Origin of the sequence: Pseudomonas sp. C5pp, assembly GCF_000814065.1 — a bacterium.
Taxonomy (GTDB): Bacteria; Pseudomonadota; Gammaproteobacteria; order Pseudomonadales; family Pseudomonadaceae; genus Aquipseudomonas; species Aquipseudomonas asiatica.
The window spans coordinates 1-25,214 of the sequence record NZ_JWLN01000033.1 but is presented as its reverse complement, the minus strand read 5'-3'; the positions used below and the strand labels follow the sequence as shown (position 1 = coordinate 25,214).

Genomic DNA, 25,214 nt, shown 5'->3' with positions numbered 1-25,214 from the left:
CTTAGCGCCTTTCGAAACCCGCCACGCCTTGCAGGAGCCCTTGTCATGGCCGCCCCCGCCTTTCCTCCATTCCGCCCGCGGTTCGCAACCGCTGCCACGCTGCTCGGCATGCTCGTGCTGGCCGGCTGCCAGACGGGCGGCTACCAGGACAGCGTGCCGCCGACCAGCGGTGTGCAGCCACTCAAGGGCCTGGCGCAGAACGTCTCGGTACGGCGCAACGCAATGGGCGCACCACTGATCGAAAGCAGCAGCTTCCATGACGCCCTGTTCAGCCTGGGCTATGTGCATGCCGGCGACCGCATCGAGCAGATGGTCGCCATGCGCCTGCTGGCCCAGGGCCGCCTGGCAGAACTGGCCGGCAGCGACGCGCTGGACATCGACCGTTTGATGCGCGCGGCCAACCTCAAGCAGAGCGCCGCCCAGCAGTACGCCGACGCCTCGCCACGGCTCAAGCGCTTCTTCGAAGTGTATGCACGCGGGGTCAACGCCTACCTGTTCCGCTACCGCGACAAGCTGCCCGCCGGCCTGGCCAGCAGTGGCTACCGCCCCGAATACTGGAAGCCAGAAGACTCGGCACTGATCTTCAGCCTGTATGCCTTCAGCCAGTCAGTGAACCTGCAGGAAGAACTGAGCGCCCTGACCCTGGCGCAGAAAGCCGGCAGCGACAAGCTGGCCTGGCTGCTACCCGGTGCCCCGGACGAGCCGTTGGCCGAAGCCGAAGTGGACAAGCTCAAGGGCCTGAACCTGGCCAGCCAGTTGCCGGGGCTGCCAGCCCTGGCAGCCGCCAGCCAGAAGCTGGCCGACCTCGACCTTCTGGGCAGCCCGGGCTCGGCCAACCTGGCCTTGGCGCCGCAGCGCAGCCGCAGCGGCAAAAGCTTGCTGGCCAGCGACAGCCGAGCCGCCTGGGCCCTGAGCCCGGTGCAGATCCACACCGGCAAGTACCAGGTCGCCGGCCTGTCGTTGCCTGGCCTGCCGATCGTGCTGGCCGGCTACAACGGCAAGCTGGCCTGGAGCAGCAGCGCGGTCATGGCCGACAACCAGGATTTGTATCTGGAGCAACTGCGCTACCAGGGCAGCCAACTGAGCTACCTCGCCGACGGCAAATGGCTGCCGGCCCGTGCCCGTAGCGAAACCTTCTTCGTCCGCGGCCAGCGCCCGCTGCGCGAGGTGATGTACGACACCCGCCACGGCACCCTGCTGGCCCAGCCAGGCAATGCCAGCCTGGGCCTGGCGCTGAACCTGCCACAGTTCAAGGGCGACCGCAGCCTGGATGCGCTGTTCGACCTGACCCGTGCCAAGAGCGTGGAGCGTGCCTTCGACAGCACCCGTGAAGTGACCGCCGCCGCCCTCAACTTCATCTTCGCCGAACCCGAGCACATCGGCTGGCAAGTCAGTGGCCGCTACCCCAACCGCCGCGAAGGCCAGGGCCTGCTGCCCTCGCCGGGCTGGGACGGGCGCTACGACTGGGACGGCTATGCCGACCCGATGCTGCACCCTTACGACCAGGACCCGCCCGCCGGCTGGATCGGCCACGCCAACCAGCGCAGCCTGCCGCGCGGCTATGGCATGCAGCTGTCCAGCACCTGGTACTACCCAGAACGCGCCGAGCGCCTGGCCCAGCTGGCCGGCAATGGCCGCCACGACAGCCGCAGCCTGATGGCCCTGCAGAACGACCAGACCACCCTGCTGGCTGATAAGCTCAAGCAGATGTTCGACGCCCCGGGCATGGCCCAGCCGCTCAAGCAGGCGATCGATGCCCTGCCCGCCGCACAGCGTGACAAGGCCCGCGACGCGCTGGCCCGGCTCAAGGCCTTCGATGGCCGCCTGAGCCCAGTGTCGGCCGATGCCGCACTGTACGAACTGTTCCTCCAGGAAATGGCCCGGCAAACCTTCCTCGACGACCTGGGCCCGGAATCCGGCCCGGCCTGGCAGGCCTTCGTCAGCAATGCGCGGTTGTCGTTCTCGGCGCAGGCCGACCACCTGCTGGGCCGCGACGACAGCCCGTTCTGGGATGACCGCAATACCCCGCAGAAAGAAGACAAGCCGGCCATTCTCGCCCGCAGCCTGGCGGGCGCTGTGGATGCCGGCACCGCGCAACTGGGCGCCGACCGCCGCGCCTGGCAGTGGGGCAAGCTGCACCAGTACCGCTGGCCTGCACCGGCCTACCATGGCCTGGGCGATGCCCTCGGTCGCCCGCCGCTGGCTGCCGGTGGCGACTTCACCACCCTGGCCCTGACGCCATATGCCTGGGGCAGCGAATTCGACACCCGCCTGCCGGCCTCGGCACGGATGATCGTCGACTTCGGCCAGGCCGAGCCGTTGCAGGTGCTGACCAGCAGCGGGCAGTCCGGCAACCCGGCCAGCACGCATTACAGCGATGGGCTGGATGCCTGGTTCCAAGGGCGCTTCATGAGCCTGCCACTGCAGCAGCAGAACTTCGGGCGGGCGTATGGAAACCAGCGTTTGACGTTGGTGCCTGGGCGCTAGTGGAGCCTTTCCTGCTTACCGGCAGCCGCCCAGCTACCTAGCATCCTCGGTGCCGCACTGTTCCCGGACAGGTGCGGCGCACTTTCCATCAAGAGGATGATGAACATGGCTACAGAAACCCTGAAAATTGAAATTTCCTGGCCTGATACGCTCAAAGTTCCAGCTGGCGCTACCATCAATGCACAACTTTGGGTGGGAACCGCAATCGCCGACTACCGCATGATCAGCGACGGAGATGCCAGCGCCCCTGCGGTTTCTTCACCTGTCACCCTGGAAATCGCTTATGACACCGAGGACCTGCTGCCCGACAGCGTCGATACCACTTGGGATCACTTCCGTGCTTCGCCATATCTGATGCATGACGGCAAACGCCTGAACATCGCCCGCGTCGCCAAGATCAGCATCGAAGAAGCCCGAAAATCGGGCTGGAAGGTCGCTATTTCCTGACGCGGGTCTGGCAGCCCTCGGGAGGGCTGCCTCACACATAGAACTTGTCGCAGGCCTCGCCACTCTGACCTAGCAAGCCCTACTCCAGACGTTGAGCCATGGACCTCGTCATCGCCCGCCCCGAAGGCCTGTACTGTCCGCCCGGTGATTTCTACATCGACCCCTGGCGGCCGGTGGAGCGTGCCGTCATCACCCACGGCCACGGCGACCATGCCCGCGTCGGGAACCGCCATTACCTCACCGCCGCCCCAGGCGCCGGCATCCTGCGCAGCCGCCTGGGCCAGGACATCGACCTGCAAACCCTGCCGTACGGCGAACGCCTGCTCCACCATGGCGTAACCCTTAGCCTGCACCCGGCCGGGCATGTACTGGGCTCGGCGCAAGTGCGCCTGGAGTATCAGGGCGAGGTCTGGGTCGCCTCTGGCGACTACAAAGTGGAGCCCGACGGCACCTGCACGCCGTTCGAACCGGTGCGCTGCCACACCTTCATCACCGAATCGACCTTCGGCCTGCCCATCTATCGTTGGCCCAGCCAGGGCGAGATTTTCACCGGCATCAATGCCTGGTGGCGCGCCAATTGCGAACAGGGCAAAGCCAGCGTGCTGTTCTGCTATGCCTTCGGCAAGGCCCAGCGAATCCTCCACGGGCTGGACGCCAACATTGGCCCAGTCCTCGTGCATGGCGCTGTCGAACCGCTCAACCGGGTTTACCGGGACGCTGGCGTCTACCTTCCGCAAACCCACTATGTGGGCGATATCCCTCGCAACGACCCGCTGCTGCGCCAGGCTCTGGTCCTGGCACCGCCTTCGGCGGGTGGCAGCAGCTGGATGCGCCGTTTCGGCGACTACAGCGATGCCTTTGCCAGTGGCTGGATGCTGTTGCGCGGCACCCGACGCCGGCGTGGGGTAGACCGAGGTTTCGTGCTCTCGGACCATGCCGATTGGCCGGGATTGCTCTGGGCCATCGGCCAGACTGGCGCAGAACGCGTGATGGTCACCCATGGCTCGGTCAATGTGCTGGTGCGCTACCTCATCGAACAGGGCCTCGATGCCCGCGCCTTCGTGACCGAGTACGGCGAGGAAGATGACGTGGTAGCCGCGGAGCCAGACGCATGAAAGCATTCGCCGAGCTGTACCTGAGGCTGGATGCGACTACCTCCAGCACTGCAAAGCTCACGGCGCTACGCGAATATTTCAGCACCGCCCCGGCTGGGGATGCCGCCTGGGCGGTGTACTTCCTGGCAGGTGGCCGCCCTCGCCAACTGGTGCCTACACGCGTGCTGCGGGAGCTGGCCGGCAGGTTGGCGGGGCTGCCTGACTGGCTGTTCGAGGAATGCTACCAGGCCGTTGGCGACCTGGCCGAAACCATTTCCCTGCTGGTACCGGAAAGCCGCCACCCTGGCGACGATGGCCTCGCCCGCTGGGTCGAAGCCCATCTGCTGCCATTGCGCGGCCTGCCAGTCGAGGAGATCCAGCAACGCCTGCCGCCTCTTTGGGCCCAGCTGGACCGCCCCAGCCTGATGCTCTGCCTGAAACTCATCACTGGCAGCTTTCGCGTGGGCGTATCGAAGCTGTTGGTCACTCGCGCCCTCGCGCAACTGGCGGGGCTGGATGCCAAACGCGTGGCCCAGCGCCTGGTTGGCTACACCGACATCAGCCACCGCCCGACGGCAGCCAGCTATCAACGGCTGATAGCCCCGGAATCAGACGATGAACATAGCTTGCGTGGCGGCCAGCCCTACCCGTTTTTCCTGGCCCACCCCCTGCAGGTATCAACCGAACAGCTCGATATACTGCTCGGGCCGCCGAGCGAATGGCAAATCGAGTGGAAATGGGACGGCATTCGCGCCCAGGTGGTCAAGCGCGAAGGCCAGCTGTGGGTCTGGTCGCGCGGTGAGGAACTGGTCACCGAACGCTTCCCCGAATTGCACAGCCTGGCGCAGACGTTACCCGACGGTGTCGTGCTCGATGGCGAGATCCTGGTTTGGAAACCTGGTGGCTCAGCGGCTGAGCTGGCTGTGCAGCCATTTGCCCTGTTGCAGCAGCGCCTGGGACGCAAGACCTTGGGCAAGAAGCTGCTGAGCGACGCACCGGTCGTGCTGCAGGCCTACGACCTGCTGGAATGGCAAGGCGAGGACTGGCGCAGCCGCCCGCAGCATGCACGCCGCCAGCAGCTGGAGCTGGTACTTGAGCAGCACCCATTGGCCCCGGTATTGCTCTCGCCTCTGCTCGAAGGCCAGGACTGGGCCGACCTTGCCCGCCAGCGCGAACAGTCCCGCAGCCTGGGGGTGGAAGGGCTGATGCTGAAACAGCGAGAGGCGTTGTATGGCGTGGGGCGCACCAAGGACATGGGCACCTGGTGGAAATGGAAGATCGACCCGTTCAGCGTCGATGCCGTGCTGATCTATGCTCAGCGCGGCCACGGCCGGCGGGCCAGCTTGTACAGCGACTACACCTTCGCCGTGTGGGACGCGCCAGCCGGTACGCCGGGTCGGGCACTGGTCCCATTTGCAAAGGCCTATTCAGGGCTCAGTGACGAAGAAATGCGCAAGGTCGACGCCATCATCCGCAAGACCACCGTTGAAACCTTCGGGCCGGTGCGCAGCGTGACGCCGACGTTGGTGTTCGAGTTGGGCTTCGAGGGCATCGCCCTGTCCAGGAGGCACAAGAGCGGCATTGCCGTGCGTTTTCCGCGAATGCTGCGCTGGCGGCTGGACAAGCCAGTGGAAGAAGCGGATGACCTGGCTACATTGCAGGCGCTGCTGGCCTGAAACAATTTCTGGACCGTGCTGGCTTTTTCGCGGGTAAACCCGCTCCCACAGGTCATGCACAAAAGCTGAGTTTTGTGCGATCCCTGTGGGAGCGGGTTTACCCGCGAAGAAGCCAGCGCGGTGGCCAGGAGGGCACCGATGCAGGCGCAAGGCCAAAAACTGTGCTTCTATCTGTGTGCCGCCCCGTGTCGCAGACCGTTTTCGCCACGCACCCAGGACCACCATGCACCACTCAACTCACGACCTGCTCTCGCCCGTTCCGGGCATCACCCGCCAGTTGCACAGCTTCCACTTCGGACCTCGCGGTGGCGGCAAAGTCTATATCCAGGCCTCGCTGCATGCCGACGAGCTGCCCGGCATGCTGGTGGCCTGGCACCTCAAAAGCCGCCTGGGTGAACTGGAACAGCAAGGCCGCCTGCAGCGCGAGATCATCCTGGTGCCGGTGGCCAACCCGGTCGGCCTGGAACAAGTGCTGCTGGACGCGCCGCTGGGGCGATTCGAACTGCAAAGCGGCGAGAACTTCAACCGTAACTTCGTCGATCTTTCCGACAGCATCGGCGACCAGATCGAAGAACACCTGACCGAAGACCCGGCACACAACCTCGCGCTGATCCGCGAATACCTGCGGCGGGGGCTGGACGCACACCCGGCGCGCACACCGCTGCAGGCCCAACGCCTGATATTGCAGCGCCTTGCCTGCGATGCCGACATGGTGCTGGACCTGCACTGCGACTTCGAGGCGGTCGAGCACCTGTACACCACGCCAGACGCCTGGCCGCAGATCGAACCGCTGGCCCGCTACCTGGGTGCCCAAGCCAGCCTGCTTGCCACCGACTCTGGCGGGCAGTCGTTCGATGAATGCTTCAGCCTGGTCTGGTGGCAGCTGCAACAACGCTTCGGCAAACGTTTCCCGATTCCGCTGGGCTGCTGCTCGGTCACCGTCGAGTTGCGCGGCCAGGCCGATGTCAGCCACGACCTGGCCAGCAAGGACTGCCAGGCGATCCTCGACTTCCTTACCCATGCGGGGGTCATCGAAGGCGCAAGCCCGGCCCTGCCCGCCTTGCGCTGCCCGGCCACGCCACTGGCCGCAGTAGAACCGGTGATAACGCCACTGGGCGGGTTGCTGGTGTACCACGCCCGGCCAGGCCAGCACCTGGAGGCGGGCCAGCTGATCGCTGAAGTCATCGACCCGCTCAACGACCGGGTCACGGCCATCCGCAACAGCCAGCCCGGCCTGCTGTATGCACGTAACGTACGGCGCATGGCTACCGCAGGCATGGTCATCGCCCACGTCGCAGGCGAGCAGGTGTGCCGCAGCGGCTATCTGCTGGCAAACTGATCCGGTAAAACCATTGCGCCTGGCTGGTTGTCTGTAGAAACACAGCCACCGAAGGACCCTATGCCCCATGCCCGCCGCCACCGACCTCGCCAAGGCCTGGTTCGCCAAGCGTGGCTGGAAGCCTTTCGCTTTCCAGCGCCGTGTCTGGGCCGCCGTGGAACGGGGCGAATCCGGCTTGCTGCATGCCAGTACCGGTGCCGGCAAGACCTACGCGGTATGGCTCGCCGCACTGAGGGCCTTCAAGGCCGAAGCCCAAGGGCGTCATGCTGCACCCTTGCAGGTGGTGTGGGTTACCCCCATGCGAGCCTTGGCCGCCGACACCGCCCGCGCACTGCAAATGCCGCTGGACGACCTGGGCCTGCCCTGGAGCGTGGGCATTCGCAGCGGCGACACCGGCAGTGCCGAACGTGCCCGGCAAGCACGGCGCCTGCCCAGTGTACTGGTCACTACCCCTGAAAGCCTTACGCTGCTGTTGACCCGGGCACAAGCTCGCGAAGACTTCGCCACACTGCGCCTGGTAGTGGTGGACGAATGGCACGAACTACTGGGCAACAAGCGTGGGGTACAACTGCAACTGGCTTTGGCCCGCCTGCGCCACTGGCACTCGAGCCTGCCGACCTGGGGCCTGTCCGCGACCCTCGGCAATCTCCAACATGCGCTGGACGTATTGCAGCCACAAGGAGGCCTGCTGGTACAAGGCCGACAGGACAAGCAGTTGCAGATCGATACCCTGCTGCCAACGGCCATCGAGCGCTTCCCCTGGGCCGGGCACATGGGTTTGAAGATGCTCGATCAGGTCAGCCGGGAGATAGATGCCAGCACTAGTTGCCTTGTCTTCACCAACACTCGGGCGCAGGCCGAACTCTGGTACCAGGCGCTGCTCGAGGTACGCCCCGAGTGGGCCGGGCTGATTGCCTTGCACCATGCCTCACTGGCCCGCGATACCCGTGACTGGGTCGAGCGCAGCCTCAAGCAAGGCAACCTGAAGGCAGTGATCTGCACCTCCAGCCTGGACCTGGGGGTGGACTTCCTTCCCGTGGAGCGCGTACTGCAGATCGGTTCCGCCAAGGGCATTGCCCGTCTCGTGCAACGGGCCGGGCGCTCCGGCCATGCGCCGGGGCGGCGCTCCCGGGTTACTCTGGTGCCCACCCACAGCCTGGAACTGGTGGAAGCAGCCGCCGCCAGGCACGCCCTGGCAGCCGGGCACATCGAAGCCCGGCATTCGCCAAGCTTGTGCATGGACGTGCTGGTGCAACACTTGGTAAGCATGGCTTTGGGCAGCGGCTTTCACCCGCAGCAGTTGCTGGCCGAAGTGCGCAGTACCTGGGCCTTCAGCGAATTGCGCGACAGCCAGTGGCAATGGGCGCTGGACTTCGTCTGCCATGGCGGCAGCTCACTCAGCGCCTACCCAGACTACCAGCGCGTCGAGCGCCAGCCCGACGGCACGTACAAGGTTGCCAGCGAACGTTTGGCACGTCGCCACCGCATGAGTATCGGTACCATCGTCAGCGACGCCAGCCTGCAGCTCAAGTACTGGAGCAAGGGTGGTGGGGGCAAGGCGCTGGGCAGCGTCGAAGAGGCGTTCATTGCCCGTTTGCGCCCTGGCGATACCTTGGTGTTCGGCGGGCGAGTGCTGGAATTGGTGCGCGTGGAAAACATGACGGCCTACGTACGCCGCAGTACCGCGCGCAAGGCAGCGGTTGCACGCTGGAATGGTGGCCGCATGCCGCTCTCCAGCGAACTGGCCGACGCACTGGTCGAGCAGCTCGGCGCAGCATCCCAAGGGCGCTTTCAAAGCCCGGAGATGCGTGCAGTGCGCCCCCTGCTTGCCTTGCAGGCGCAATGGTCGGCGCTGCCCACCCCCGAAACGCTGCTGGCAGAAACCTTCAAGTCGCGCCAGGGTTGGCACCTGTTCCTGTATCCGTTCGCCGGGCGCATGGCCAACCTTGGCCTGGCCAACCTGATCGCCTGGCGGGTGAGCCGCGTGCAGCCGCTTTCGGTTTCGATTGCGGTCAATGACTACGGGTTCGAACTGCTCAGCCCGGGCAACGTGGACTGGGCCACACACCTTCCGCAGGCACTTGGTACCGAACACCTGCTGGATGATGTACTGGCCAGCCTCAACGCAGGAGAAATGGCGTTGCGTCGTTTTCGCGAGATCGCACAGATTGCCGGGTTGGTGTTTGGCGGGTATCCGGCGGCGCAGAAAAGCCTCAGGCAGATCCAGGCCTCCAGCGGCTTGTTTTATGAGGTATTTCGCAAGCATGACACCGGCAACCTGCTGCTGGCCCAGGCACGGGACGAGGTGCTGAATGAGGAACTGGAGATCGAGCGGTTGCACCGGCAATTGCTGAAGATGGGCCAGTTACAGCTGGAACTGCGACCACTCAAACGGCCCGGACCGTTGGCATTTGCCTTGCTGGTGGAAGGCATGCGCGAAACGTTGAGCACCGAGAGACTGGCGGACCGGATTGCGAGGATGGTCGCGGAGCTGAACAGTGCGGCGGACGCTACGGAATGACCAACCTTTTACCCATCGAACACCATGGCCAAGTGCTATGGCTGCTTTCGGACAAGGCCATCTACTGGCCAGCCCGTCATGCCCTGCTGGTGGCCGACCTGCACATCGGCAAGGCAGCAAGCTATCGCGCCTTGCACCAACCGGTACCGCGCGGCACCACCGAGGCGACACTCGCTCGCCTGGATGCATTGCTGGCAAGGCATGATTGCGAGCAACTGATCATTCTTGGCGATTTTCTGCATGCGCGCGCAGCGCAGGCACCGGCAACCTTGGCAACGCTGCAGGCCTGGCGAGAGCGCCACAGAACCCTGAAAATCGTGCTGATCCGCGGCAATCATGATCGAAACGCCGGTGACCCACCCGCGTCACTCGGTATCGAAGTCGTGAGCGAACCCTGGCTGTTGGGACCCTTTGCGCTACAGCACGAACCCCGCCCCCACCCGACCCAACCGGTGTTGGCAGGGCACGTACACCCGGTATTCGTCCTGCGCGGCAAGGCTCGGCAACGCCTGCGATTGCCCTGCTTCCTGATCGATGGACAGGTCAGCCTGCTGCCGGCGTTCGGTGAATTTACCGGGGGTTGGGAAATTGCCCCCACGGGCGCCAGCCGGGTGTTCCTGACCGGTGCAGACCGCGTCTGGCCGCTCTAGCCCGGATCACTCAGGCTACAGGTGCCGGTGGAGGCTCGTCCGGCAGGGTCGGCTCGCCCGGCTCCATGGGCGGTGTTTCACCGGGCTCCGGCGGTTGCGGGGTATCCGGGTCAGGCTGGTGGGGCACGCCCCCCGCCTGCATCGGCAGCGGGTGTGCCAGCAGTGACCATGGTAGCAACCCGACGTGGTTGGGCTGCAGGCCTGCCAGCTTGGCACTGATTGCGGGGTGGAGTTTCATTGGCTGCTCCTGGCAAGGCCGCTACGCGTCATGCGTACCGGCGTTATCCAGTTGGAGTGCCAAAGGCGCGGGGAATTCCCCGCGCTTGTCGGCTCAGGTACGCGGCAGGGTGACGCCGCGCTGGCCCTGGTACTTGCCGCCACGGTCCTTGTACGACACTTCGCATTCTTCGTCGGACTGCAGGAACAGCATCTGGGCCACACCTTCGTTGGCGTAGATCTTCGCCGGCAGCGTGGTGGTATTGGAGAACTCCAGTGTCACATGGCCTTCCCACTCGGGCTCGAGCGGGGTGACATTGACGATGATGCCGCAACGGGCGTAGGTGCTCTTGCCCAGGCAGATGGTCAACACATCACGCGGAATGCGGAAATACTCGACGGTACGCGCCAGGGCGAAGGAGTTCGGCGGGATGATGCACACGTCGCTCTTGATGTCGACGAAACTGCCTGCATCGAAGTTCTTCGGGTCGACGGTGGCCGAGTTGATGTTGGTAAACACCTTGAATTCGTCGGCGCAGCGCACGTCGTAGCCGTAGCTGGAGACGCCGAAGGAGATCACCCGGCTGTCCTGTTCGCCGCGCACCTGGCGCTCGACGAACGGTTCGATCATGCCGTGTTCCTGCGCCATGCGGCGAATCCACTTGTCCGATTTGATGCTCATGGCGGGGTGTCCTGAAGAGTTGCGAGGTGAAAATTCGAGACGCGCATCTTACCGGTCCCGGCGCCCAGGTTAAAGTTCCATGCCTCATCCCGCGCCGGGCGGGGGCTTCAGCCGCCGTCGATCCGAATTTGCGTAAAGCGCCTTCTGACCATTGGCAGGTTGCGGAAAGTGGGGTAAGGTGGCGCCACTGTGCTGCACGTGACACCGAGAATCTCTAGTTTGATGCACGATCCTGATCGGCCCATCGCTGAATTTTCTGCTCTCTTTGCGCTCAGTCCCGGCCAGGGTTTTTCCTGACCGTTATCAAATTGTCCAAGGAGACAGAAAAATGTCCAACCGTCAATCCGGTGTTGTTAAGTGGTTCAACGATGAGAAAGGCTACGGCTTCATCACCCCTCAGTCGGGCGACGACCTGTTCGTGCACTTCAAAGCCATCCAAGCTGACGGCTTCAAAACCCTGAAAGAAGGCCAGGCTGTTACTTTCGTCGCTACCCGCGGCCAGAAAGGCATGCAGGCTGAAGAAGTTCAGATCGCCTAAGTCGATCGAAGCTTCCTAGCTTTCAAAAAACCCGCCTTCCGGCGGGTTTTTTTATGCCTGGTCGAAAGACCGAGTCTGCCTCTTCGCGGGTAAACCCGCTCCCACAGGGACAGCGCGGTACTTGAAGTCTGCGCTGTACCTGTGGGAGCGGGTTTACCCGCGAAGCAGGCGACTCGGTCTGCCAGTCAATCTTCGCTGATGGTAATGCTAGGCATCGCCGGCGCAGCAGCTTCCTGCAGCACGATCCGCGCGCCCACCTGACGGGCCAGCTCCTGATAGACCATCGCAATCTGGCTTTCCGGCTCGGCGATCGCCGTCGGCTTGCCACTATCGGCCTGCTCGCGAATCAGCATCGACAGCGGCAACGACGCCAACAGGTCGACGCCATACTGGCTCGCCAGCTTCTCGCCACCGCCTTCGCCGAACAGGTGCTCGGCATGACCGCAGTTCGAGCAGATGTGCACGGCCATGTTCTCCACCACGCCCAGCACCGGGATATTGACCTTGCGGAACATCTCCACGCCCTTCTTGGCATCCAGCAGGGCCAGGTCCTGCGGGGTGGTGACGATCACCGAACCGGCAACCGGTACCTTCTGCGCCAGGGTCAGCTGGATGTCACCGGTGCCCGGCGGCATGTCGATCACCAGGTAATCCAGGTCGTCCCAGGCAGTCTGGGTCACCAGCTGCAGCAGCGCGCCGGAAACCATAGGGCCACGCCATACCATCGGCGTGTTGTCGTCGGTAAGGAACGCCATGGACATGACTTCCACGCCATGGGCCTTGATCGGCACGAACCACTTCTGCTCGCGAATCTGCGGGCGGGTGCCTTCGGCGATGCCGAACATCACGCCCTGGCTGGGGCCATAGATATCGGCATCGAGAATACCCACCCGCGCGCCCTCGCGAGCCAGCGCCAGGGCCAGGTTGGCCGCGGTGGTCGACTTGCCCACACCGCCCTTGCCCGAGGCCACGGCGATGATGTTCTTGACGTTGGCCATTGCCGGCACCTGAGCCTGGGCCTTGTGCGCAGCCACCACGCAGTCGATCGACACCTGGGCACTGCTGACGCCCTCCAGGTTGCCGATGGCGGTCTGCAGCACCTGGGCCCAGCCGTTCTTGAACAGCCCTGCGGCATAACCCAGTTGCAATTGCACGCTGACCTGGCCGCCCTGGATATCGATTGCGCGCACACAGCCGGCGCTGATCGGGTCCTGGTTCAGGTAGGGGTCGGTGTACTGGCGAAGCACGCCTTCGACGGCGGCACGGGTGACGGCACTCATGGAGACTCCCAATGGCAAACTGAATGTAAAACAGACGCCTATCCTAACCCGTCAATCGTCAGCAGATGCGCATGCGGGGTGAAATATCTTCGCCAGCCCTTTATAGTGGCCGATCAACCTCATTTTTACCCCGTCGCCAGATAAGTAGCCGAGCCACCATGTCCGAGCCACGTCAGATTCTCGTCACCAGCGCCTTGCCCTATGCCAACGGATCGATCCACCTTGGCCATATGCTCGAGTACATCCAGACAGACATGTGGGTCCGCTTCCAGAAGCTGCGCGGCAACCAGTGCATCTACGTCTGCGCCGACGACGCCCACGGTTCGGCCATCATGCTGCGCGCCGAGAAGGAAGGCATCACCCCGGAACAGCTGATCGCCAACGTCCAGGCCGAACACAGCAGCGACTTCGCCGACTTCCTGGTGGACTTCGACAACTTCCACTCCACCCACAGCGAAGAAAACCGCGAGCTGTCGGGCCTGATCTACGCGCGCCTGCGAGACGCCGGGCACATCGCCACCCGTTCGGTAACCCAGTATTTCGACCCGGAAAAGGGGATGTTCCTCGCCGACCGCTTCATCAAGGGCACCTGCCCCAAGTGCGCGGCCGAAGACCAGTACGGCGACAACTGCGAGAAATGCGGCGCCACCTACGCGCCCACCGAGCTGAAGAACCCCAAGTCGGCCATCTCTGGTGCCACCCCGGTATTGCGTGATTCCCAGCACTTCTTCTTCAAGCTGCCGGACTTCCAGGCCATGCTGCAACAGTGGACCCGTAGCGGCACGCTGCAGGACGCGGTAGCCAACAAGCTGGCCGAATGGCTGGACTCGGGCCTGCAGGAGTGGGACATCTCGCGCGACGCGCCGTACTTCGGCTTCGAGATCCCAGGCGAGCCAGGCAAGTACTTCTACGTGTGGCTGGATGCACCGATCGGCTACATGGCCAGCTTCAAGAACCTTTGTGCACGCCGCCCGGAGCTGGACTTCGACGCGTTCTGGAACGAAGGCTCCAAGGCCGAGCTGTACCACTTCATCGGCAAGGACATCGTCAACTTCCACGCCCTGTTCTGGCCAGCCATGCTCGAAGGCGCGGGCTTCCGCAAGCCGAGCGCGGTCAACGTGCACGGCTACCTGACCGTGAACGGCGCCAAGATGTCCAAGTCGCGCGGCACCTTCATCAAGGCCCGCACCTACCTCGACCACCTGCAGCCGGAATACCTGCGCTACTACTACGCCGCCAAGCTGGGCCGTGGCGTCGATGACCTGGACCTGAACCTCGAAGACTTCGTGCAGAAGGTCAACTCCGACCTGGTTGGCAAGGTGGTCAACATCGCCAGCCGCTGCGCCGGTTTCATCCACAAGGGCAATGAAGGCGTGATGGTGGCTGGCGATGCTGCAACGGAGCTGACCGAAGCCTTCCTGGCGGCCGCCCCGTCGATCGCCGACGCCTATGAAGGCCGCGACTTCGGCCGTGCCATGCGCGAAATCATGGCGCTGGCCGATCGCGCCAACGCCTGGATCGCTGACAAGGCCCCATGGTCGCTGGCCAAACAGGAAGGCAAGCAGGATGAAGTTCAGGCCATCTGCGCCCAAGGCATCAACCTGTTCCGTCAGCTGGTGATCTTCCTCAAGCCGGTGCTGCCGGTACTGGCTGCCGACGCCGAGGCCTTCCTCAACGTGGCACCACTGACCTGGAACGACCACCTGTCGCGCCTGGAAAACCACCAATTGAACCCGTTCAAGGCGCTGATGAGCCGCATCGAACCGGCCAAGGTCGAAGCCATGGTCGCCGCCAGCAAGGAAGACCTGCTGGCCGCCGAAGCCAAGGCCCCGGCCGGCAATGGCGAGCTGGCCAAGGACCCACTGTCGGCGGAAATCGAGTTCGACACCTTCGCTGCCGTCGACCTGCGCGTGGCGCTGATCGTCAAGGCCGAGGCCGTACCGGGCGCGGACAAGCTGCTGCAACTGACCCTGGACATCGGTGACGAGCGCCGCAACGTGTTTTCCGGCATCAAGTCGGCGTACCCCGACCCGTCCCAGCTGGAAGGCCGGCTGACCATGATGGTGGCCAACCTCAAGCCACGGAAGATGCGCTTTGGGGTGTCCGAAGGGATGGTCATGGCGGCCGGGCCTGGCGGTGAAGAGATCTACCTGCTGAGCCCGGACAGCGGTGCCAAGCCAGGCCAGCGCATCAAGTAACAAAACCTGCTGGACCTTGTGGGAGCGGGCGTGCCCGCGAAACTGACTACTCGGTGCATGGCACCGGCGTTGCCGGTGTTCGCGGGCACGCCCGCTCTCACAATGACTCCGGCACCTTGATGCCAAACCCGGACAATCGCCCCGATTCCCGGCTATCGTCATCTCATGAGCGACTACATCCTGGTCCTGATCAGCGCTGCGCTGGTCAATCACCTGTGCCTGCAACAACAGCCATTCCCAAGGCTGCACCTCCACGTGCACGGCCTCGCCTGCGCACTGTGCATTGCCTTGGGCGTGATCGGCGCACAACTACTGGTGCGCGGGGTGCTTGCCCCACTGCAAGCCCAGGACCTTGCCCTGTTCCTGTTGTTGCCCTGGCTGGCCGTGCTTGCCTGGGGCCTACCATGGCTACTGACAAGATGGCGCCCGAGCTGGCCGGTGACGCAACTGCCCGCGCTGCTGTTGAGCAACGCGGTAGTACTGGGCTTGACCCTGCAACAGGCAAGCGACGAAAGCACATGGCTCGCTACCTTGCTGCAAGGCCTGCTGGCCGGCGGCGGCTTCTGGCTGGCGTTGGTGCTGTTCGCCGACCTGCGCCAGCGCAGCGCTCATGCCGACGTCCCCGGGGCAATGCGCGGCCTGCCCATCGAACTGCTTGGGGCCGGAGTAATGGCCATGGCGTTTTCCGGCTTCAACGGGCTGTTCGCCCAATGACCGCCAAGCCCGACCCGCGGCTACGCACCAGCATGGGCCTGGTGTTGCTGGCCTGCGTACCTGGCCTGCTGGCGCTGTTCTGGCTGCATGGCTGGAGTTTGCTACTGAACCTGTTGCTGTGCGCAAGCACCGCGCTGCTGTGCGAGGCGCTGTTGCTTACCTTGCGAGCACAACCGCTGCGCACGGCGCTGAACGACGGCAGCGCGCTGGTGACCGCCGTGCTGCTGGCCGCCGCCCTGCCCACCTTGGCACCCTGGTGGTTGCCGGTGGTCGCTACCAGCGTTGCCATCGGCATCGGCAAGCAGGCCTTTGGCGGGGTTGGGCGCAACCTGTTCAACCCGGCCATGGTCGGCTACGCCTTCGTGCTGCTGAGCTTCCCGTTGCAGATGAGCCATTGGCCGGGGCCGGCACCAGGCCTGCTCGACAGCCTGCAGCTGGTGTTCGCCGGCGGCGAGCAGATCGATGCCTGGGCCAGGCCGACGCTGCTCGACGGCCTTCGCCACAACCACAGCCTGACCATCGATGAACTGTTCGCCGGTCACCCGGGCTTCGGCAGCATCGGTGGGCAGGGCAGCGAATGGGTCAACCTGGCGTTCCTGCTGGGCGGCCTGTTTTTGCTGCAACGCAAGGTGATCAGCTGGCATGCGCCGGTTGGCCTGCTGGCAGGGTTGTTCCTGTTCAGCCTGCTGGGCTGGAATGGCTCGGGTTCGGACTCCAACGGCTCCCCCCTGCTGCACCTGTTCTCCGGCTCGACAATGATGGCGGCGTTCTTCATTGCCACCGAACCGGTGTCCGGGCCCCGGCAGGAGTGGGCGAAGCTGGGTTTCGGCCTGGGGGCGGGCCTGCTGATCTATCTGATCCGCACCTGGGGTAGCTACCCGGACGGTACAGCGTTCGCCGTCCTGCTCATGAACCTGATGGCGCCGAGCCTCGAACGCCTGGCTCTGCAGCGCCAGCAGGTTGCACGATGAAGCGCCTGGTACGTGATGTGGGCCTGTTGCTACTGACCGGGGGACTGGCACTGTCGGCCACCCTGGCCTGGCGACACTGGACCAGCGCGGCCATCGCCGACGCCGAGAAACAACTGAATAGCCGTCAGCGGCTGGCAGTGCTGCCAGACGGCAGTTACGACAACCAGCCCTTGGACAGCCCGCTGCCCAGGCCCGCCGCACAGCGGCCAAACAGCCGTATCCTGGCAGCTTACCGGGCAACGCTGGCGGGTATACCGGCCGCCGTCATACTGGTCACAAAGGCCCAGGGCTATGCCGGGCCTATCGTGCTGAGCGTGGCCATCGCAGCGGACGGCCGACTGATCGGCAGCCAGGTGGTCGAGCAACAGGAAAGCCCTGGGCTGGGTGCACGCCTGGGTGATGCGCAGCTGAACTGGCTGGGGCAATTTGCCAATCGTCAGCTGGGCGACCACTGGGCGCTGAAGCGCGACCAGGGCGACTTTGACCAGTTGGCCGGCGCAACCGTGACCTCACGTGCAGTGATCGTCGCGCTACAGGAAGCGCTGAGCTACTTCGATGAGCAGCGCAGCGTATTGCTGGAGGGCGCCACGCATGAATAGGCTCTACCTGCTCGGCGCAAGCCTGGTGCCTCTGCTGGGCGCCACCCGAACACTGAGCGAAGGCGCCACCATAGGCGTGTGCGCAGTGCTGCTGAGCAGCCTTCACCAGCTATTAATGGCCCCCCTGCGCCGACGGTCTGTCACCTGGACCTATGTACTGGCCAGCCTGCTGGTTCTGGCGGCCCTGGCCAGTTGCTTGCAACTGGCACTGCGTGCCTGGCTGCTGCCAGTGGCACTCTCCCTCGGCCACTATCCCGCACTGCTGTGCCTGCAATGCCTGGCCATTGACTACCTGCTACCCGATCAAGGGCGCTGGCGCCTGCTCGCCGGCCACCTTTGCGCGCTGCTTGCCACATGCCTGCTGCTTGGTGCCAGCCGCCAATGGCTGGCCGACGGTATCGGCCTGCACCTGGCCAGCCTGGCCCCGGGCGCCTTGCTACTGCTCGGACTGCTGTTGGCCTTGTACAATCGCCTGCGTCCGGGCCCTGCCCAATCACGTCATCAAGGAAAGCTCTGATTTCATGAATGCCGCCAAACGCCTGGAGATCTTTCGCAGGCTGCACGAAGACAACCCCGACCCGAAGACCGAACTGGCGTACACCACCCCGTTCGAGTTGCTGGTCGCCGTGACACTGTCTGCGCAATCCACCGATGTCGGCGTCAACAAGGCCACCGCACGCCTGTTCCCGGTCGCCAACACCCCCGAGGCCATCTATGCGCTGGGCGTCGAAGGCCTGAGTGAGTACATCAAGACCATTGGCTTGTACAACAGCAAGGCGAAGAACGTTATCGAAGCCTGCCGGCTGCTGATCGAACGCCATGACAGCCAGGTCCCGCAGACTCGCGAAGCCCTGGAGGCGCTACCCGGCGTTGGCCGCAAGACCGCCAACGTAGTGCTCAACACAGCGTTCCGCCAGCCGACCATGGCGGTGGATACCCATATCTTCCGGGTCAGCAACCGTACGGGCATTGCGCCAGGCAAGACGGTGCTGGAAGTGGAGAAAAAGCTGATCAAGTTCGTACCAAAGGATTACCTGCTCGACGCCCACCACTGGCTGATCCTGCACGGGCGCTATGTGTGCCAGGCACGCAAGCCACGCTGCGGCAGTTGCCGGATTGAAGACTTGTGCGAGTACAAGCACAAGACCTCCGACGATTGAGTCGATAGCTCGAAACCACCCACTGCGATTGAAAAAATCTTTTTTACCAGCGTCTGCTTTCTGGTTATAAGGACGGCCAATGGCCCCTTGGCTTGGAGCGACTCATGAGTAGCGATAAAGACGACCTGTCGATCGAAGATGATTTTGTTGCCGCAGATGACGAAGCGGAACCCCAGGTGGAAACCGCAAAGACCAACCTGAGCAAGCGCCGCACCATCGACAATATGCTGGAGGAAAGGCGCCTGCAGAAGCAGTTGGCCGACTTCGACTACGATCTGTAACCTTGGCAAAGCCTCCTGGCTGGAGGCTTTACGGCCTTGGCGATCAACTCAACCCTTGCCGTTGCGCCAGCTCGATCAAGTCGACCAGCGACCGTGCATTGAGCTTGAGCAACAGGCGCGACTTGTAGGTACTGACCGTCTTGTTGCTGAGGAACATGCTGTCGGCAATTTCCTTGTTGGAACGCCCTCGCGCCAGCTGCTGCAACACGGTCATCTCCCGTGCCGAGAGGCGGTTGACCATGTCCGTCTCGCTCCCCCCCCTTCCACGTGATACATGCAGGGCCTGGTTGGGGAAGTAGCTGTAGCCCGACAGTACGGCCTTGATGGCGCTCAGCAGTTCGGTGAGTTCCTGCTGCTTGCACACATACCCCGCCGCCCCCGCCTGCATGCAGCGCATCGAGAAGTTGCCGGGGGCCTGCGATGTCAGCACCAGCACCTTGCTGCCCGGGCTGAAGGCCGTCATGCGGGTGATTACTTCCAGGCCATCCAGCTTGGGGATGCCGATATCGAGCACCACGATATCCGGCAGGTGTTGCCGTGTCAGTTGCAGCGCAGCCACTCCGTTGTCGGTTTCCGCCACGACGTCATACCCATGCCGCTCCATCAGCATGCGTACGGCCAGGCGTATGACCGGATGATCATCCACGATAAGCACTTTATTCATGCGATATCCATTCATTGCTTTTGCTTTGGCCCGCCAAGATAACCTACAGAGCGCCTGCTGGCGCGGTGATTTACCGGCGAAATATATGAACAGATGGAACCTACAACACTTACAGAAATTTCCTACACTCAACTGATGTACTTGTAACAATCAAATTCCCTGTTACCGAATGAACGGTATCACCGGCCTGTAAAAGTGCACCAGTTGAAAACCGGTCGATACCTCGGGAAATGTTCAATTCAAATGCCTGAACAGGCAACATCACCAGGATTTCGAGCGATTATTCTCACGGGAAACAATCCAGTCTTTAGTTGAGCAGCGCGGTAAGGCAAAGATATGCAAAATCGCTGGAGACGACCCATATGCACCAAGTACAACCTGTCGCCCCGCTGACGATCATTGCCATCTTCGCAGGGATTATCGAAGCCTCCGCCCTTGCCACATTGCCGTTTCTCAGCGAGTCCAGTCAAAAGCTCTATACTTGGTTCCTGGTGGGCTTCCCATTCTTCCTGACGGCACTGTTCTTCCTCACGCTCAACTTCAATTACAAGTCGTTCTACGACCCGTCGCCAAACAGGACGCCAAACGACAACACATCGACACCGAGTGATGTGGCCAAGCATGCAATGCCCGGTAGTACCGGCGAAGCGCTGCAGGGCGAGCCTGTCACGTTCATGTTTTCCGGCCCCGATGCCTATCGCATGATGGAGCAGCAATTGCTGTCCGCCCTCGCCCAACCGCCTCAGCAATCTCGCACCTGGCGCTTTTGCAACCTGGACAGACGCCAGTGCGCGCAACTATCGATCAGCGCGCTTGATGAACAGGTGGCAAACGACGGCCATTGATTCCACAGACAAAAAAAACCCCGGCCTGAGCCGGGGTTCTTGCTGCACATGACGGTAATCAGAGCAGCGAGCGGCCCTTGTTGGCAGCAATGCGCATACGCAGGGCGTTGAGCTTGATGAAGCCAGCTGCATCCGCCTGGTTGTAGGCGCCGCCATCTTCCTCGAAGGTAGCGATGTTGGCGTCGAACAGCGAGTCGTCCGACTTGCGGCCGACAACGGTGACGTTGCCCTTGTACAGCTTCAGGCGTACCACGCCGTTCACGTTGACCTGCGAAGCGTCGATCATCTGTTGCAGCATCAGACGCTCCGGGCTCCACCAGTAGCCGGTGTAGATCAGGCTGGCGTACTTCGGCATCAGCTCATCCTTCAGGTGAGCGACTTCGCGGTCCAGGGTGATCGACTCGATGGCACGGTGGGCCTTGAGCATGATGGTGCCACCAGGGGTCTCGTAGCAACCGCGCGACTTCATGCCGACGTAACGGTTTTCGACGATATCCAGACGGCCGATGCCATTGGCACCACCGATACGGTTCAGGTCGGCCAGGACGGTGGCCGGAGTCTTCTCGACACCGTCGATGGCAACGATGTCACCGTTGCGGTAGGTCAGCTCGATGTAGGTAGCCTGATCCGGGGCGTTCTCAGGCGAGACACTCCAGCGCCACATGTCTTCTTCGTGCTCGGTCCAGGTATCTTCCAGGACACCGCCTTCGTAGGAGATGTGCAGCAGGTTGGCGTCCATCGAGTACGGCGACTTCTTCTTGCCGTGGCGCTCGATCGGGATGCCGTGCTTCTCGGCGTAGTCCATCAGCTTCTCGCGGGACAGCAGGTCCCACTCACGCCATGGGGCGATTACCTTGACGCCTGGCTTCAGCGCGTAGGCACCCAGTTCGAAACGCACCTGGTCGTTGCCTTTGCCGGTGGCGCCGTGGGAAATGGCGTCGGCGCCGGTTTCGTTGGCAATTTCGATCAGGCGCTTGGCGATCAGCGGACGGGCGATGGAAGTACCCAGCAGGTACTCGCCCTCGTAGACGGTGTTGGCGCGGAACATCGGGAACACGAAATCACGCACGAATTCTTCGCGCAGGTCGTCGATGTAGATCTCTTTAACGCCCATTGCCTGGGCCTTGGCACGAGCCGGCTCGACCTCTTCGCCCTGCCCCAGGTCAGCGGTGAAGGTCACCACTTCGCAGTTGTAGGTATCCTGCAGCCACTTGAGAATCACCGAAGTATCAAGGCCGCCGGAATACGCCAGTACGACCTTTTTTACGTCCGCCATGCCATCACTCCACGGGGTTGTACGGAAAGGGATCGATTCTAACGACGTTACGGATAAATTTACAGTGGGGCGACAGCTTCTGACGACAAAGCGACAAGAAGTTTCGGAAGGGCGACTTACCGTCGGAAATTATGAAATGCCCTGTGGGAGCAGCCTTCAGGACTTGGCAGGTGTTGGCTCAGGGGCCTTTTCGACAGGCTTCTCAGCCGGCTTCTCGATGACCGCCACCCGATCCAGTTCGATATTCACCCGACGATTACGCGCCCGGTTGGCAGCATTGGTGTTCTTCGCCAATGGGTAACGCTCGCCATGGAAACGCACGGTAATCTGCTCTTCCGGAACGCCGTGGGCCTTGAGGTAGTCGGCTACCGCCAGTGCCCGGCGGCGCGACATGTCGCGATTGGTCAGGCGATTGCCACTGTTGTCGGAGTGGCCGTTGAGCTCTACATGGTTAACGGTCGGGTCAGCCTTGATGTAGTCGAGGATCACATCCAGCCGTGCCTTGGCCGCGCCATCCAGCTCGAAGCCTCCCCCGGGGAAGCCCACCTGGGTCTGACGCACCTGATCGTAATTCATCGGCAGCAGCTTGCCGGCACAGGCCTGATAGTCGTTGTAGGCCTTGGCGAAGCTGACCGGCAGCACACGCACTTCCATCGGCCTGCCCGCCTCGCCGGCATAATTGCGTACCACCGTGCTGCGCCCATCGAGCAGGCCGTTGATCAGGCGACTGGCCTGGCCTTGGGAAGAACTGAACAACACCCCGGTACGGGCCATGCGCACGCTGCCCAGATTGATGTCGCTGCGCCCAGGCTGCCACGGCGCAGCAGCTGCCAGCAATGTGGCCGTGCCCGCCCCCAGTACGTTGCTGTCCGAGCGCAACTGGAACACCGGCTGCTCGCCCGCGCGGCGCACGAACTCGCCACTGCCGAAACCATCGATCGGCTGGATCAGCCGGCATTCGAACTGGTCACCCTCGACCTTCCAGGCAATGTTTTCCATGCGCGTCTGGAAGGTCAGCGCACCGGCCGGCAGGCTGGCGAACAGGGTCAACAGGGCTAGGTAACGCTGGCGCACGGGCGGCTCCACAAATTCTGACGGCTTACCTGCAGGCTATCGGACGCCTGGCGGAAAACTTGATAGCCGTGCTCCACCCAGGGTTTTCCGGTAGCATTGGGGCTTGAGTTCGACCCGCCTGGAATCCCCAATGTCCGATCGCCTGACCCTCCTGCGTCCCGACGACTGGCACATCCATCTGCGCGATGGTGCCGTCCTGCCCCACACCGTTGGCGATGTGGCGCGTACTTTCGCCCGTGCCATCATCATGCCCAACCTGGTTCCGCCGGTACGCAATGCCGTAGAGGCCGGCGCCTACCGTGAGCGCATCCTGGCCGCCCGCCCGGCTGGCAGCCGCTTCGAGCCGCTGATGGTGTTGTACCTCACCGACCGCACCAGCCCCGAGGACATCCGCGCGGCCAAGGCCAGCGGTTTCGTGTATGCCGCCAAGCTGTACCCTGCTGGCGCCACCACCAATTCCGACTCGGGCGTGACCAGCATCGACAACATCTTCCCGGCCATCGAGGCGCTGGCGGAAGTTGGCATGCCGCTACTGGTGCATGGCGAAGTGACCCGTAGCGAGATCGACGTGTTCGATCGCGAGAAGCGCTTCATCGACGAGCATATGCGCCGTGTGGTCGAGCGCTTCCCGACACTGAAGGTGGTGTTCGAGCACATCACCACCAGTGATGCCGCGCAGTTCGTCACCGAGGCCCCGGCCAACGTCGGCGCGACCATCACCGCGCAGCACCTGCTGTACAACCGCAACCACATGCTGGTTGGCGGCATTCGCCCGCACTTCTACTGCCTGCCGATCCTCAAGCGCAACACCCATCAGGTGGCGTTGCTGGATGCGGCCACCAGCGGCAACCCGAAGTTCTTCCTGGGTACCGACTCGGCCCCACACGCCCGACACGCCAAGGAAGCCGCCTGCGGTTGCGCCGGTTGCTACACCGCGTACGCAGCCATCGAGATGTACGCCGAAGCGTTCGAGCAGCGTAACGCGCTGGACAAGCTGGAAGGCTTTGCCAGCCTGCACGGCCCGGCGTTCTACGGCCTGCCGGCAAACACCGACACCATTACCCTGGTCCGCGAAGAATGGACCGCCCCGGATAGCCTGCCGTTTGGCGAGCAGACCGTGGTCCCGCTGCGCGCCGGCGAAAAACTGCGCTGGCGCCTGCTGGAGGAAAACGCGTGAGCGAAGACCTCTACGAAGACGACCTCGACACCCAAGGCAGCAGCGGCTCGCGCCACCCGATGGCCGAGCGTTTCCGCGGCTATCTGCCGGTAGTGGTAGACGTTGAAACCGGCGGCTTCAACAGCGCTACCGATGCCCTGCTGGAAATTGCCGCAGTCACCATCGGCATGGACGAAAAGGGCTTCCTGTTCCCCGAGCACACCTACTTCCACCGCGTGGAGCCATTCGAGGGCGCCAACATCGAGGCGGCCGCGCTGGAATTCACCGGGATCAAGCTGGACCACCCGCTGCGTATGGCAGTCAGCGAAGAAAGTGCGCTGACCGACATCTTCCGTGGCGTACGCAAGGCGCTCAAGGCCAATGGTTGCAAGCGGGCGATCCTGGTCGGCCACAACAGCAGCTTTGACCTGGGCTTCCTCAATGCGGCGGTGACGCGCAATGACCTGAAGCGCAACCCGTTCCACCCGTTCTCCAGCTTCGACACCGCTACCCTGGCGGGCCTGGCTTATGGCCAGACCGTACTGGCGCGGGCCTGCCAGAGCGCCGACATCGACTTCGACGGGCGTGAGGCGCACTCGGCGCGCTATGACACCGAGAAGACGGCCGAGCTGTTCTGCGGCATCGTCAACCGCTGGAAAGAGATGGGCGGCTGGCGCGATTTCAACGATTGATCTGCAAAAGCGTTCGCGGGCATGCCCGCTCCCACAGGTACTGCAGTGGCCTCAGCCATTGTGCGATTCCTGTGGGAGCGGGCAAGCCTGCGAAGAGGCCGGCACAGGACGGCACAAAAAAACCGGCCACAAGGGCTAATGCCAGTCAGTTAAGCTGACTGGCATTTTCATTTTCGGGTCGGATATTTTGCAGGGCGCTGCTTCACCACTCTGGGGAACCATCGATCGGGTCGCCGATGGGGTAGGACATACTGAGCCGCTGACGCCTGCAGATCTGCCAAAAAACCTGGCAAGTTGCCGGGATGGTTTAATGACGTGCCATGCAGCAAGCCCAGAATCGCCCAGCTACAAGCGGTAAAGCTCATCTCGCATGGGTACACGCCTGGGCACTGTCTCGACATCTGCACCATCTGATAACGCAATAGGTTGTAGCCCAACAGCACGCCCCACAGCTCTTGCGCAATCATCTCCGGCGTCTTGCTTCTCAGGGTGTATTCGCCCCCCAGAAGTCCTTGTTTGATCTCCCGATAACCCAGCTCGATTTCCCAGCGCTGACTGTAAAGATCAACGATCTCATCGCCAGGGAAGCGCTGCGCATCGGTCATTGAGGTCAAGACACTCACAACCTTTCCTTTGATTGTTTTGCTCAGCAGT

The 25,214-nt window shown here is 63.1% G+C and carries 25 protein-coding genes; 18 read left to right on the top strand and 7 right to left on the bottom strand.

All coding sequences use genetic code 11. The features are described 5' to 3' along the window. Positions 1-45 precede the first annotated feature (45 nt). From RR51_RS22745 to pdeM, 7 genes are all read left to right on the top strand, one after another. Positions 46-2,487: a penicillin acylase family protein gene (locus RR51_RS22745; RefSeq protein WP_039614758.1), complete on the top strand. Its 2,442-nt coding sequence runs from the start codon at positions 46-48 to the stop codon at positions 2,485-2,487. 105 nt (positions 2,488-2,592) lie between these two features. Then, on the top strand, positions 2,593-2,934 hold the full coding sequence (locus tag RR51_RS22740) for a hypothetical protein (protein WP_039614757.1): 342 nt from the start codon (positions 2,593-2,595) through the stop codon (positions 2,932-2,934). A 98-nt stretch (positions 2,935-3,032) separates the two neighbouring features. Then, positions 3,033-4,049: a ligase-associated DNA damage response exonuclease gene (locus RR51_RS22735; RefSeq protein ID WP_039614756.1), complete on the top strand. Its 1,017-nt coding sequence runs from the start codon at positions 3,033-3,035 to the stop codon at positions 4,047-4,049. After that, positions 4,046-5,704, top strand: coding sequence for an ATP-dependent DNA ligase (locus RR51_RS22730; RefSeq protein ID WP_039614755.1), 1,659 nt, complete (start codon positions 4,046-4,048; stop codon positions 5,702-5,704). Before RR51_RS22735 ends, RR51_RS22730 begins: the two co-directional genes overlap by 4 nt. A gap of 223 nt (positions 5,705-5,927) precedes the next feature. After that, positions 5,928-7,043, top strand: a complete 1,116-nt coding sequence (locus tag RR51_RS22725) for a succinylglutamate desuccinylase/aspartoacylase family protein (protein ID WP_039614754.1) — start codon at positions 5,928-5,930, stop codon at positions 7,041-7,043. A gap of 67 nt (positions 7,044-7,110) precedes the next feature. After that, entirely contained in the window at positions 7,111-9,564 is a 2,454-nt protein-coding gene (locus RR51_RS22720) for a ligase-associated DNA damage response DEXH box helicase (protein ID WP_039614753.1), read from the top strand. Then, positions 9,561-10,214, top strand: coding sequence for a ligase-associated DNA damage response endonuclease PdeM (gene pdeM / locus RR51_RS22715; protein WP_024087661.1), 654 nt, complete (start codon positions 9,561-9,563; stop codon positions 10,212-10,214). The genes RR51_RS22720 and pdeM overlap by 4 nt, the downstream gene beginning before the upstream one ends. A gap of 10 nt (positions 10,215-10,224) precedes the next feature. Here the strand turns inward: pdeM and RR51_RS22710 are convergent, their stop codons facing one another. Further along, positions 10,225-10,452, bottom strand: a complete 228-nt coding sequence (locus RR51_RS22710; RefSeq protein WP_003254918.1) for a hypothetical protein — start codon at positions 10,450-10,452, stop codon at positions 10,225-10,227. A gap of 93 nt (positions 10,453-10,545) precedes the next feature. Continuing rightward, positions 10,546-11,112: a dCTP deaminase gene (dcd, locus tag RR51_RS22705; protein WP_003258001.1), complete on the bottom strand. Its 567-nt coding sequence runs from the start codon at positions 11,110-11,112 to the stop codon at positions 10,546-10,548. A gap of 328 nt (positions 11,113-11,440) precedes the next feature. Here dcd and RR51_RS22700 point away from each other — a divergent pair, with 328 nt between their 5' ends. Beyond that, complete coding sequence (locus RR51_RS22700; protein ID WP_003254922.1) at positions 11,441-11,650, top strand: cold-shock protein; 210 nt, start codon at positions 11,441-11,443, stop codon at positions 11,648-11,650. A gap of 185 nt (positions 11,651-11,835) precedes the next feature. On the opposite strand, the gene apbC is transcribed toward RR51_RS22700, so the two are convergent. Then, positions 11,836-12,930 (bottom strand): iron-sulfur cluster carrier protein ApbC, encoded by a 1,095-nt coding sequence (apbC, locus tag RR51_RS22695; protein ID WP_015271554.1) that lies wholly within the window; start codon positions 12,928-12,930, stop codon positions 11,836-11,838. Between the two features lie 158 nt (positions 12,931-13,088). On the opposite strand from apbC, the gene metG reads away from it, so the two are divergent. The 7 genes from metG to RR51_RS31320 all read left to right on the top strand — a co-directional run bounded on the left by metG (position 13,089) and on the right by RR51_RS31320 (position 18,853). Beyond that, positions 13,089-15,128 carry a methionine--tRNA ligase gene (gene metG, locus RR51_RS22690; protein ID WP_039614752.1) on the top strand — a complete coding sequence of 680 codons (2,040 nt, stop codon included), beginning with the start codon at positions 13,089-13,091 and terminating at the stop codon, positions 15,126-15,128. A gap of 165 nt (positions 15,129-15,293) precedes the next feature. Beyond that, a complete protein-coding gene (locus tag RR51_RS22685; protein WP_039614751.1) occupies positions 15,294-15,842 on the top strand; it encodes an Rnf-Nqr domain containing protein in 549 nt (182 codons plus the stop codon). Next, positions 15,839-16,813, top strand: a complete 975-nt coding sequence (locus RR51_RS22680) for an RnfABCDGE type electron transport complex subunit D (RefSeq protein ID WP_039614750.1) — start codon at positions 15,839-15,841, stop codon at positions 16,811-16,813. The genes RR51_RS22685 and RR51_RS22680 overlap by 4 nt, the downstream gene beginning before the upstream one ends. After that, positions 16,810-17,412 carry an RnfABCDGE type electron transport complex subunit G gene (locus tag RR51_RS22675; RefSeq protein ID WP_039614749.1) on the top strand — a complete coding sequence of 201 codons (603 nt, stop codon included), beginning with the start codon at positions 16,810-16,812 and terminating at the stop codon, positions 17,410-17,412. Before RR51_RS22680 ends, RR51_RS22675 begins: the two co-directional genes overlap by 4 nt. Then, positions 17,405-17,929: an NADH:quinone oxidoreductase gene (locus RR51_RS22670; protein WP_039614748.1), complete on the top strand. Its 525-nt coding sequence runs from the start codon at positions 17,405-17,407 to the stop codon at positions 17,927-17,929. The genes RR51_RS22675 and RR51_RS22670 overlap by 8 nt, the downstream gene beginning before the upstream one ends. A gap of 4 nt (positions 17,930-17,933) precedes the next feature. Continuing rightward, positions 17,934-18,572, top strand: coding sequence for an endonuclease III (gene nth, locus RR51_RS22665; protein WP_013973953.1), 639 nt, complete (start codon positions 17,934-17,936; stop codon positions 18,570-18,572). Between the two features lie 104 nt (positions 18,573-18,676). Further along, positions 18,677-18,853 (top strand): PA3496 family putative envelope integrity protein, encoded by a 177-nt coding sequence (locus tag RR51_RS31320; RefSeq protein ID WP_003258006.1) that lies wholly within the window; start codon positions 18,677-18,679, stop codon positions 18,851-18,853. A 43-nt stretch (positions 18,854-18,896) separates the two neighbouring features. On the opposite strand, the gene RR51_RS22655 is transcribed toward RR51_RS31320, so the two are convergent. Then, positions 18,897-19,517 (bottom strand): response regulator transcription factor, encoded by a 621-nt coding sequence (locus tag RR51_RS22655; protein ID WP_015271559.1) that lies wholly within the window; start codon positions 19,515-19,517, stop codon positions 18,897-18,899. A 362-nt stretch (positions 19,518-19,879) separates the two neighbouring features. On the opposite strand from RR51_RS22655, the gene RR51_RS22650 reads away from it, so the two are divergent. Continuing rightward, complete coding sequence (locus RR51_RS22650) at positions 19,880-20,362, top strand: hypothetical protein (protein WP_003258008.1); 483 nt, start codon at positions 19,880-19,882, stop codon at positions 20,360-20,362. A gap of 58 nt (positions 20,363-20,420) precedes the next feature. Here the strand turns inward: RR51_RS22650 and RR51_RS22645 are convergent, their stop codons facing one another. Continuing rightward, positions 20,421-21,638, bottom strand: a complete 1,218-nt coding sequence (locus RR51_RS22645; RefSeq protein ID WP_013973956.1) for an argininosuccinate synthase — start codon at positions 21,636-21,638, stop codon at positions 20,421-20,423. A 156-nt stretch (positions 21,639-21,794) separates the two neighbouring features. Beyond that, the gene (locus tag RR51_RS22640; protein ID WP_024087665.1) at positions 21,795-22,712 is read right to left on the bottom strand and encodes a flagellar protein MotY; all 918 of its coding nucleotides are present in this window, start codon (positions 22,710-22,712) and stop codon (positions 21,795-21,797) included. Between the two features lie 130 nt (positions 22,713-22,842). Here RR51_RS22640 and pyrC point away from each other — a divergent pair, with 130 nt between their 5' ends. Then, positions 22,843-23,889 (top strand): dihydroorotase, encoded by a 1,047-nt coding sequence (gene pyrC, locus RR51_RS22635; RefSeq protein ID WP_015271562.1) that lies wholly within the window; start codon positions 22,843-22,845, stop codon positions 23,887-23,889. 59 nt (positions 23,890-23,948) lie between these two features. Continuing rightward, on the top strand, positions 23,949-24,560 hold the full coding sequence (gene rnt / locus RR51_RS22630) for a ribonuclease T (protein ID WP_230388460.1): 612 nt from the start codon (positions 23,949-23,951) through the stop codon (positions 24,558-24,560). A gap of 167 nt (positions 24,561-24,727) precedes the next feature. Here rnt and RR51_RS22625 read toward each other — a convergent pair. Further along, the coding region (locus RR51_RS22625) for an IS4 family transposase (RefSeq protein ID WP_039614747.1) at positions 24,728-25,214 on the bottom strand (487 nt) is incomplete at its 5' end.

What these genes read in the sequence shown, in the direction of transcription:
- RR51_RS22745 (WP_039614758.1), top strand. Translation starts at nt 46, where the DNA reads ATGGCCGCCCCCGCCTTTCCTCCATTCCGCCCGCGGTTCGCAACCGCT.
- RR51_RS22740 (WP_039614757.1), top strand. Translation starts at nt 2,593, where the DNA reads ATGGCTACAGAAACCCTGAAAATTGAAATTTCCTGGCCTGATACGCTC.
- RR51_RS22735 (WP_039614756.1), top strand. Translation starts at nt 3,033, where the DNA reads ATGGACCTCGTCATCGCCCGCCCCGAAGGCCTGTACTGTCCGCCCGGT.
- RR51_RS22730 (WP_039614755.1), top strand. Translation starts at nt 4,046, where the DNA reads ATGAAAGCATTCGCCGAGCTGTACCTGAGGCTGGATGCGACTACCTCC.
- RR51_RS22725 (WP_039614754.1), top strand. Translation starts at nt 5,928, where the DNA reads ATGCACCACTCAACTCACGACCTGCTCTCGCCCGTTCCGGGCATCACC.
- RR51_RS22720 (WP_039614753.1), top strand. Translation starts at nt 7,111, where the DNA reads ATGCCCGCCGCCACCGACCTCGCCAAGGCCTGGTTCGCCAAGCGTGGC.
- pdeM (WP_024087661.1), top strand. Translation starts at nt 9,561, where the DNA reads ATGACCAACCTTTTACCCATCGAACACCATGGCCAAGTGCTATGGCTG.
- RR51_RS22710 (WP_003254918.1), bottom strand. Translation starts at nt 10,452, where the DNA reads ATGAAACTCCACCCCGCAATCAGTGCCAAGCTGGCAGGCCTGCAGCCC.
- dcd (WP_003258001.1), bottom strand. Translation starts at nt 11,112, where the DNA reads ATGAGCATCAAATCGGACAAGTGGATTCGCCGCATGGCGCAGGAACAC.
- RR51_RS22700 (WP_003254922.1), top strand. Translation starts at nt 11,441, where the DNA reads ATGTCCAACCGTCAATCCGGTGTTGTTAAGTGGTTCAACGATGAGAAA.
- apbC (WP_015271554.1), bottom strand. Translation starts at nt 12,930, where the DNA reads ATGAGTGCCGTCACCCGTGCCGCCGTCGAAGGCGTGCTTCGCCAGTAC.
- metG (WP_039614752.1), top strand. Translation starts at nt 13,089, where the DNA reads ATGTCCGAGCCACGTCAGATTCTCGTCACCAGCGCCTTGCCCTATGCC.
- RR51_RS22685 (WP_039614751.1), top strand. Translation starts at nt 15,294, where the DNA reads ATGAGCGACTACATCCTGGTCCTGATCAGCGCTGCGCTGGTCAATCAC.
- RR51_RS22680 (WP_039614750.1), top strand. Translation starts at nt 15,839, where the DNA reads ATGACCGCCAAGCCCGACCCGCGGCTACGCACCAGCATGGGCCTGGTG.
- RR51_RS22675 (WP_039614749.1), top strand. Translation starts at nt 16,810, where the DNA reads ATGAAGCGCCTGGTACGTGATGTGGGCCTGTTGCTACTGACCGGGGGA.
- RR51_RS22670 (WP_039614748.1), top strand. Translation starts at nt 17,405, where the DNA reads ATGAATAGGCTCTACCTGCTCGGCGCAAGCCTGGTGCCTCTGCTGGGC.
- nth (WP_013973953.1), top strand. Translation starts at nt 17,934, where the DNA reads ATGAATGCCGCCAAACGCCTGGAGATCTTTCGCAGGCTGCACGAAGAC.
- RR51_RS31320 (WP_003258006.1), top strand. Translation starts at nt 18,677, where the DNA reads ATGAGTAGCGATAAAGACGACCTGTCGATCGAAGATGATTTTGTTGCC.
- RR51_RS22655 (WP_015271559.1), bottom strand. Translation starts at nt 19,517, where the DNA reads ATGAATAAAGTGCTTATCGTGGATGATCATCCGGTCATACGCCTGGCC.
- RR51_RS22650 (WP_003258008.1), top strand. Translation starts at nt 19,880, where the DNA reads ATGCACCAAGTACAACCTGTCGCCCCGCTGACGATCATTGCCATCTTC.
- RR51_RS22645 (WP_013973956.1), bottom strand. Translation starts at nt 21,638, where the DNA reads ATGGCGGACGTAAAAAAGGTCGTACTGGCGTATTCCGGCGGCCTTGAT.
- pyrC (WP_015271562.1), top strand. Translation starts at nt 22,843, where the DNA reads ATGTCCGATCGCCTGACCCTCCTGCGTCCCGACGACTGGCACATCCAT.
- rnt (WP_230388460.1), top strand. Translation starts at nt 23,949, where the DNA reads ATGGCCGAGCGTTTCCGCGGCTATCTGCCGGTAGTGGTAGACGTTGAA.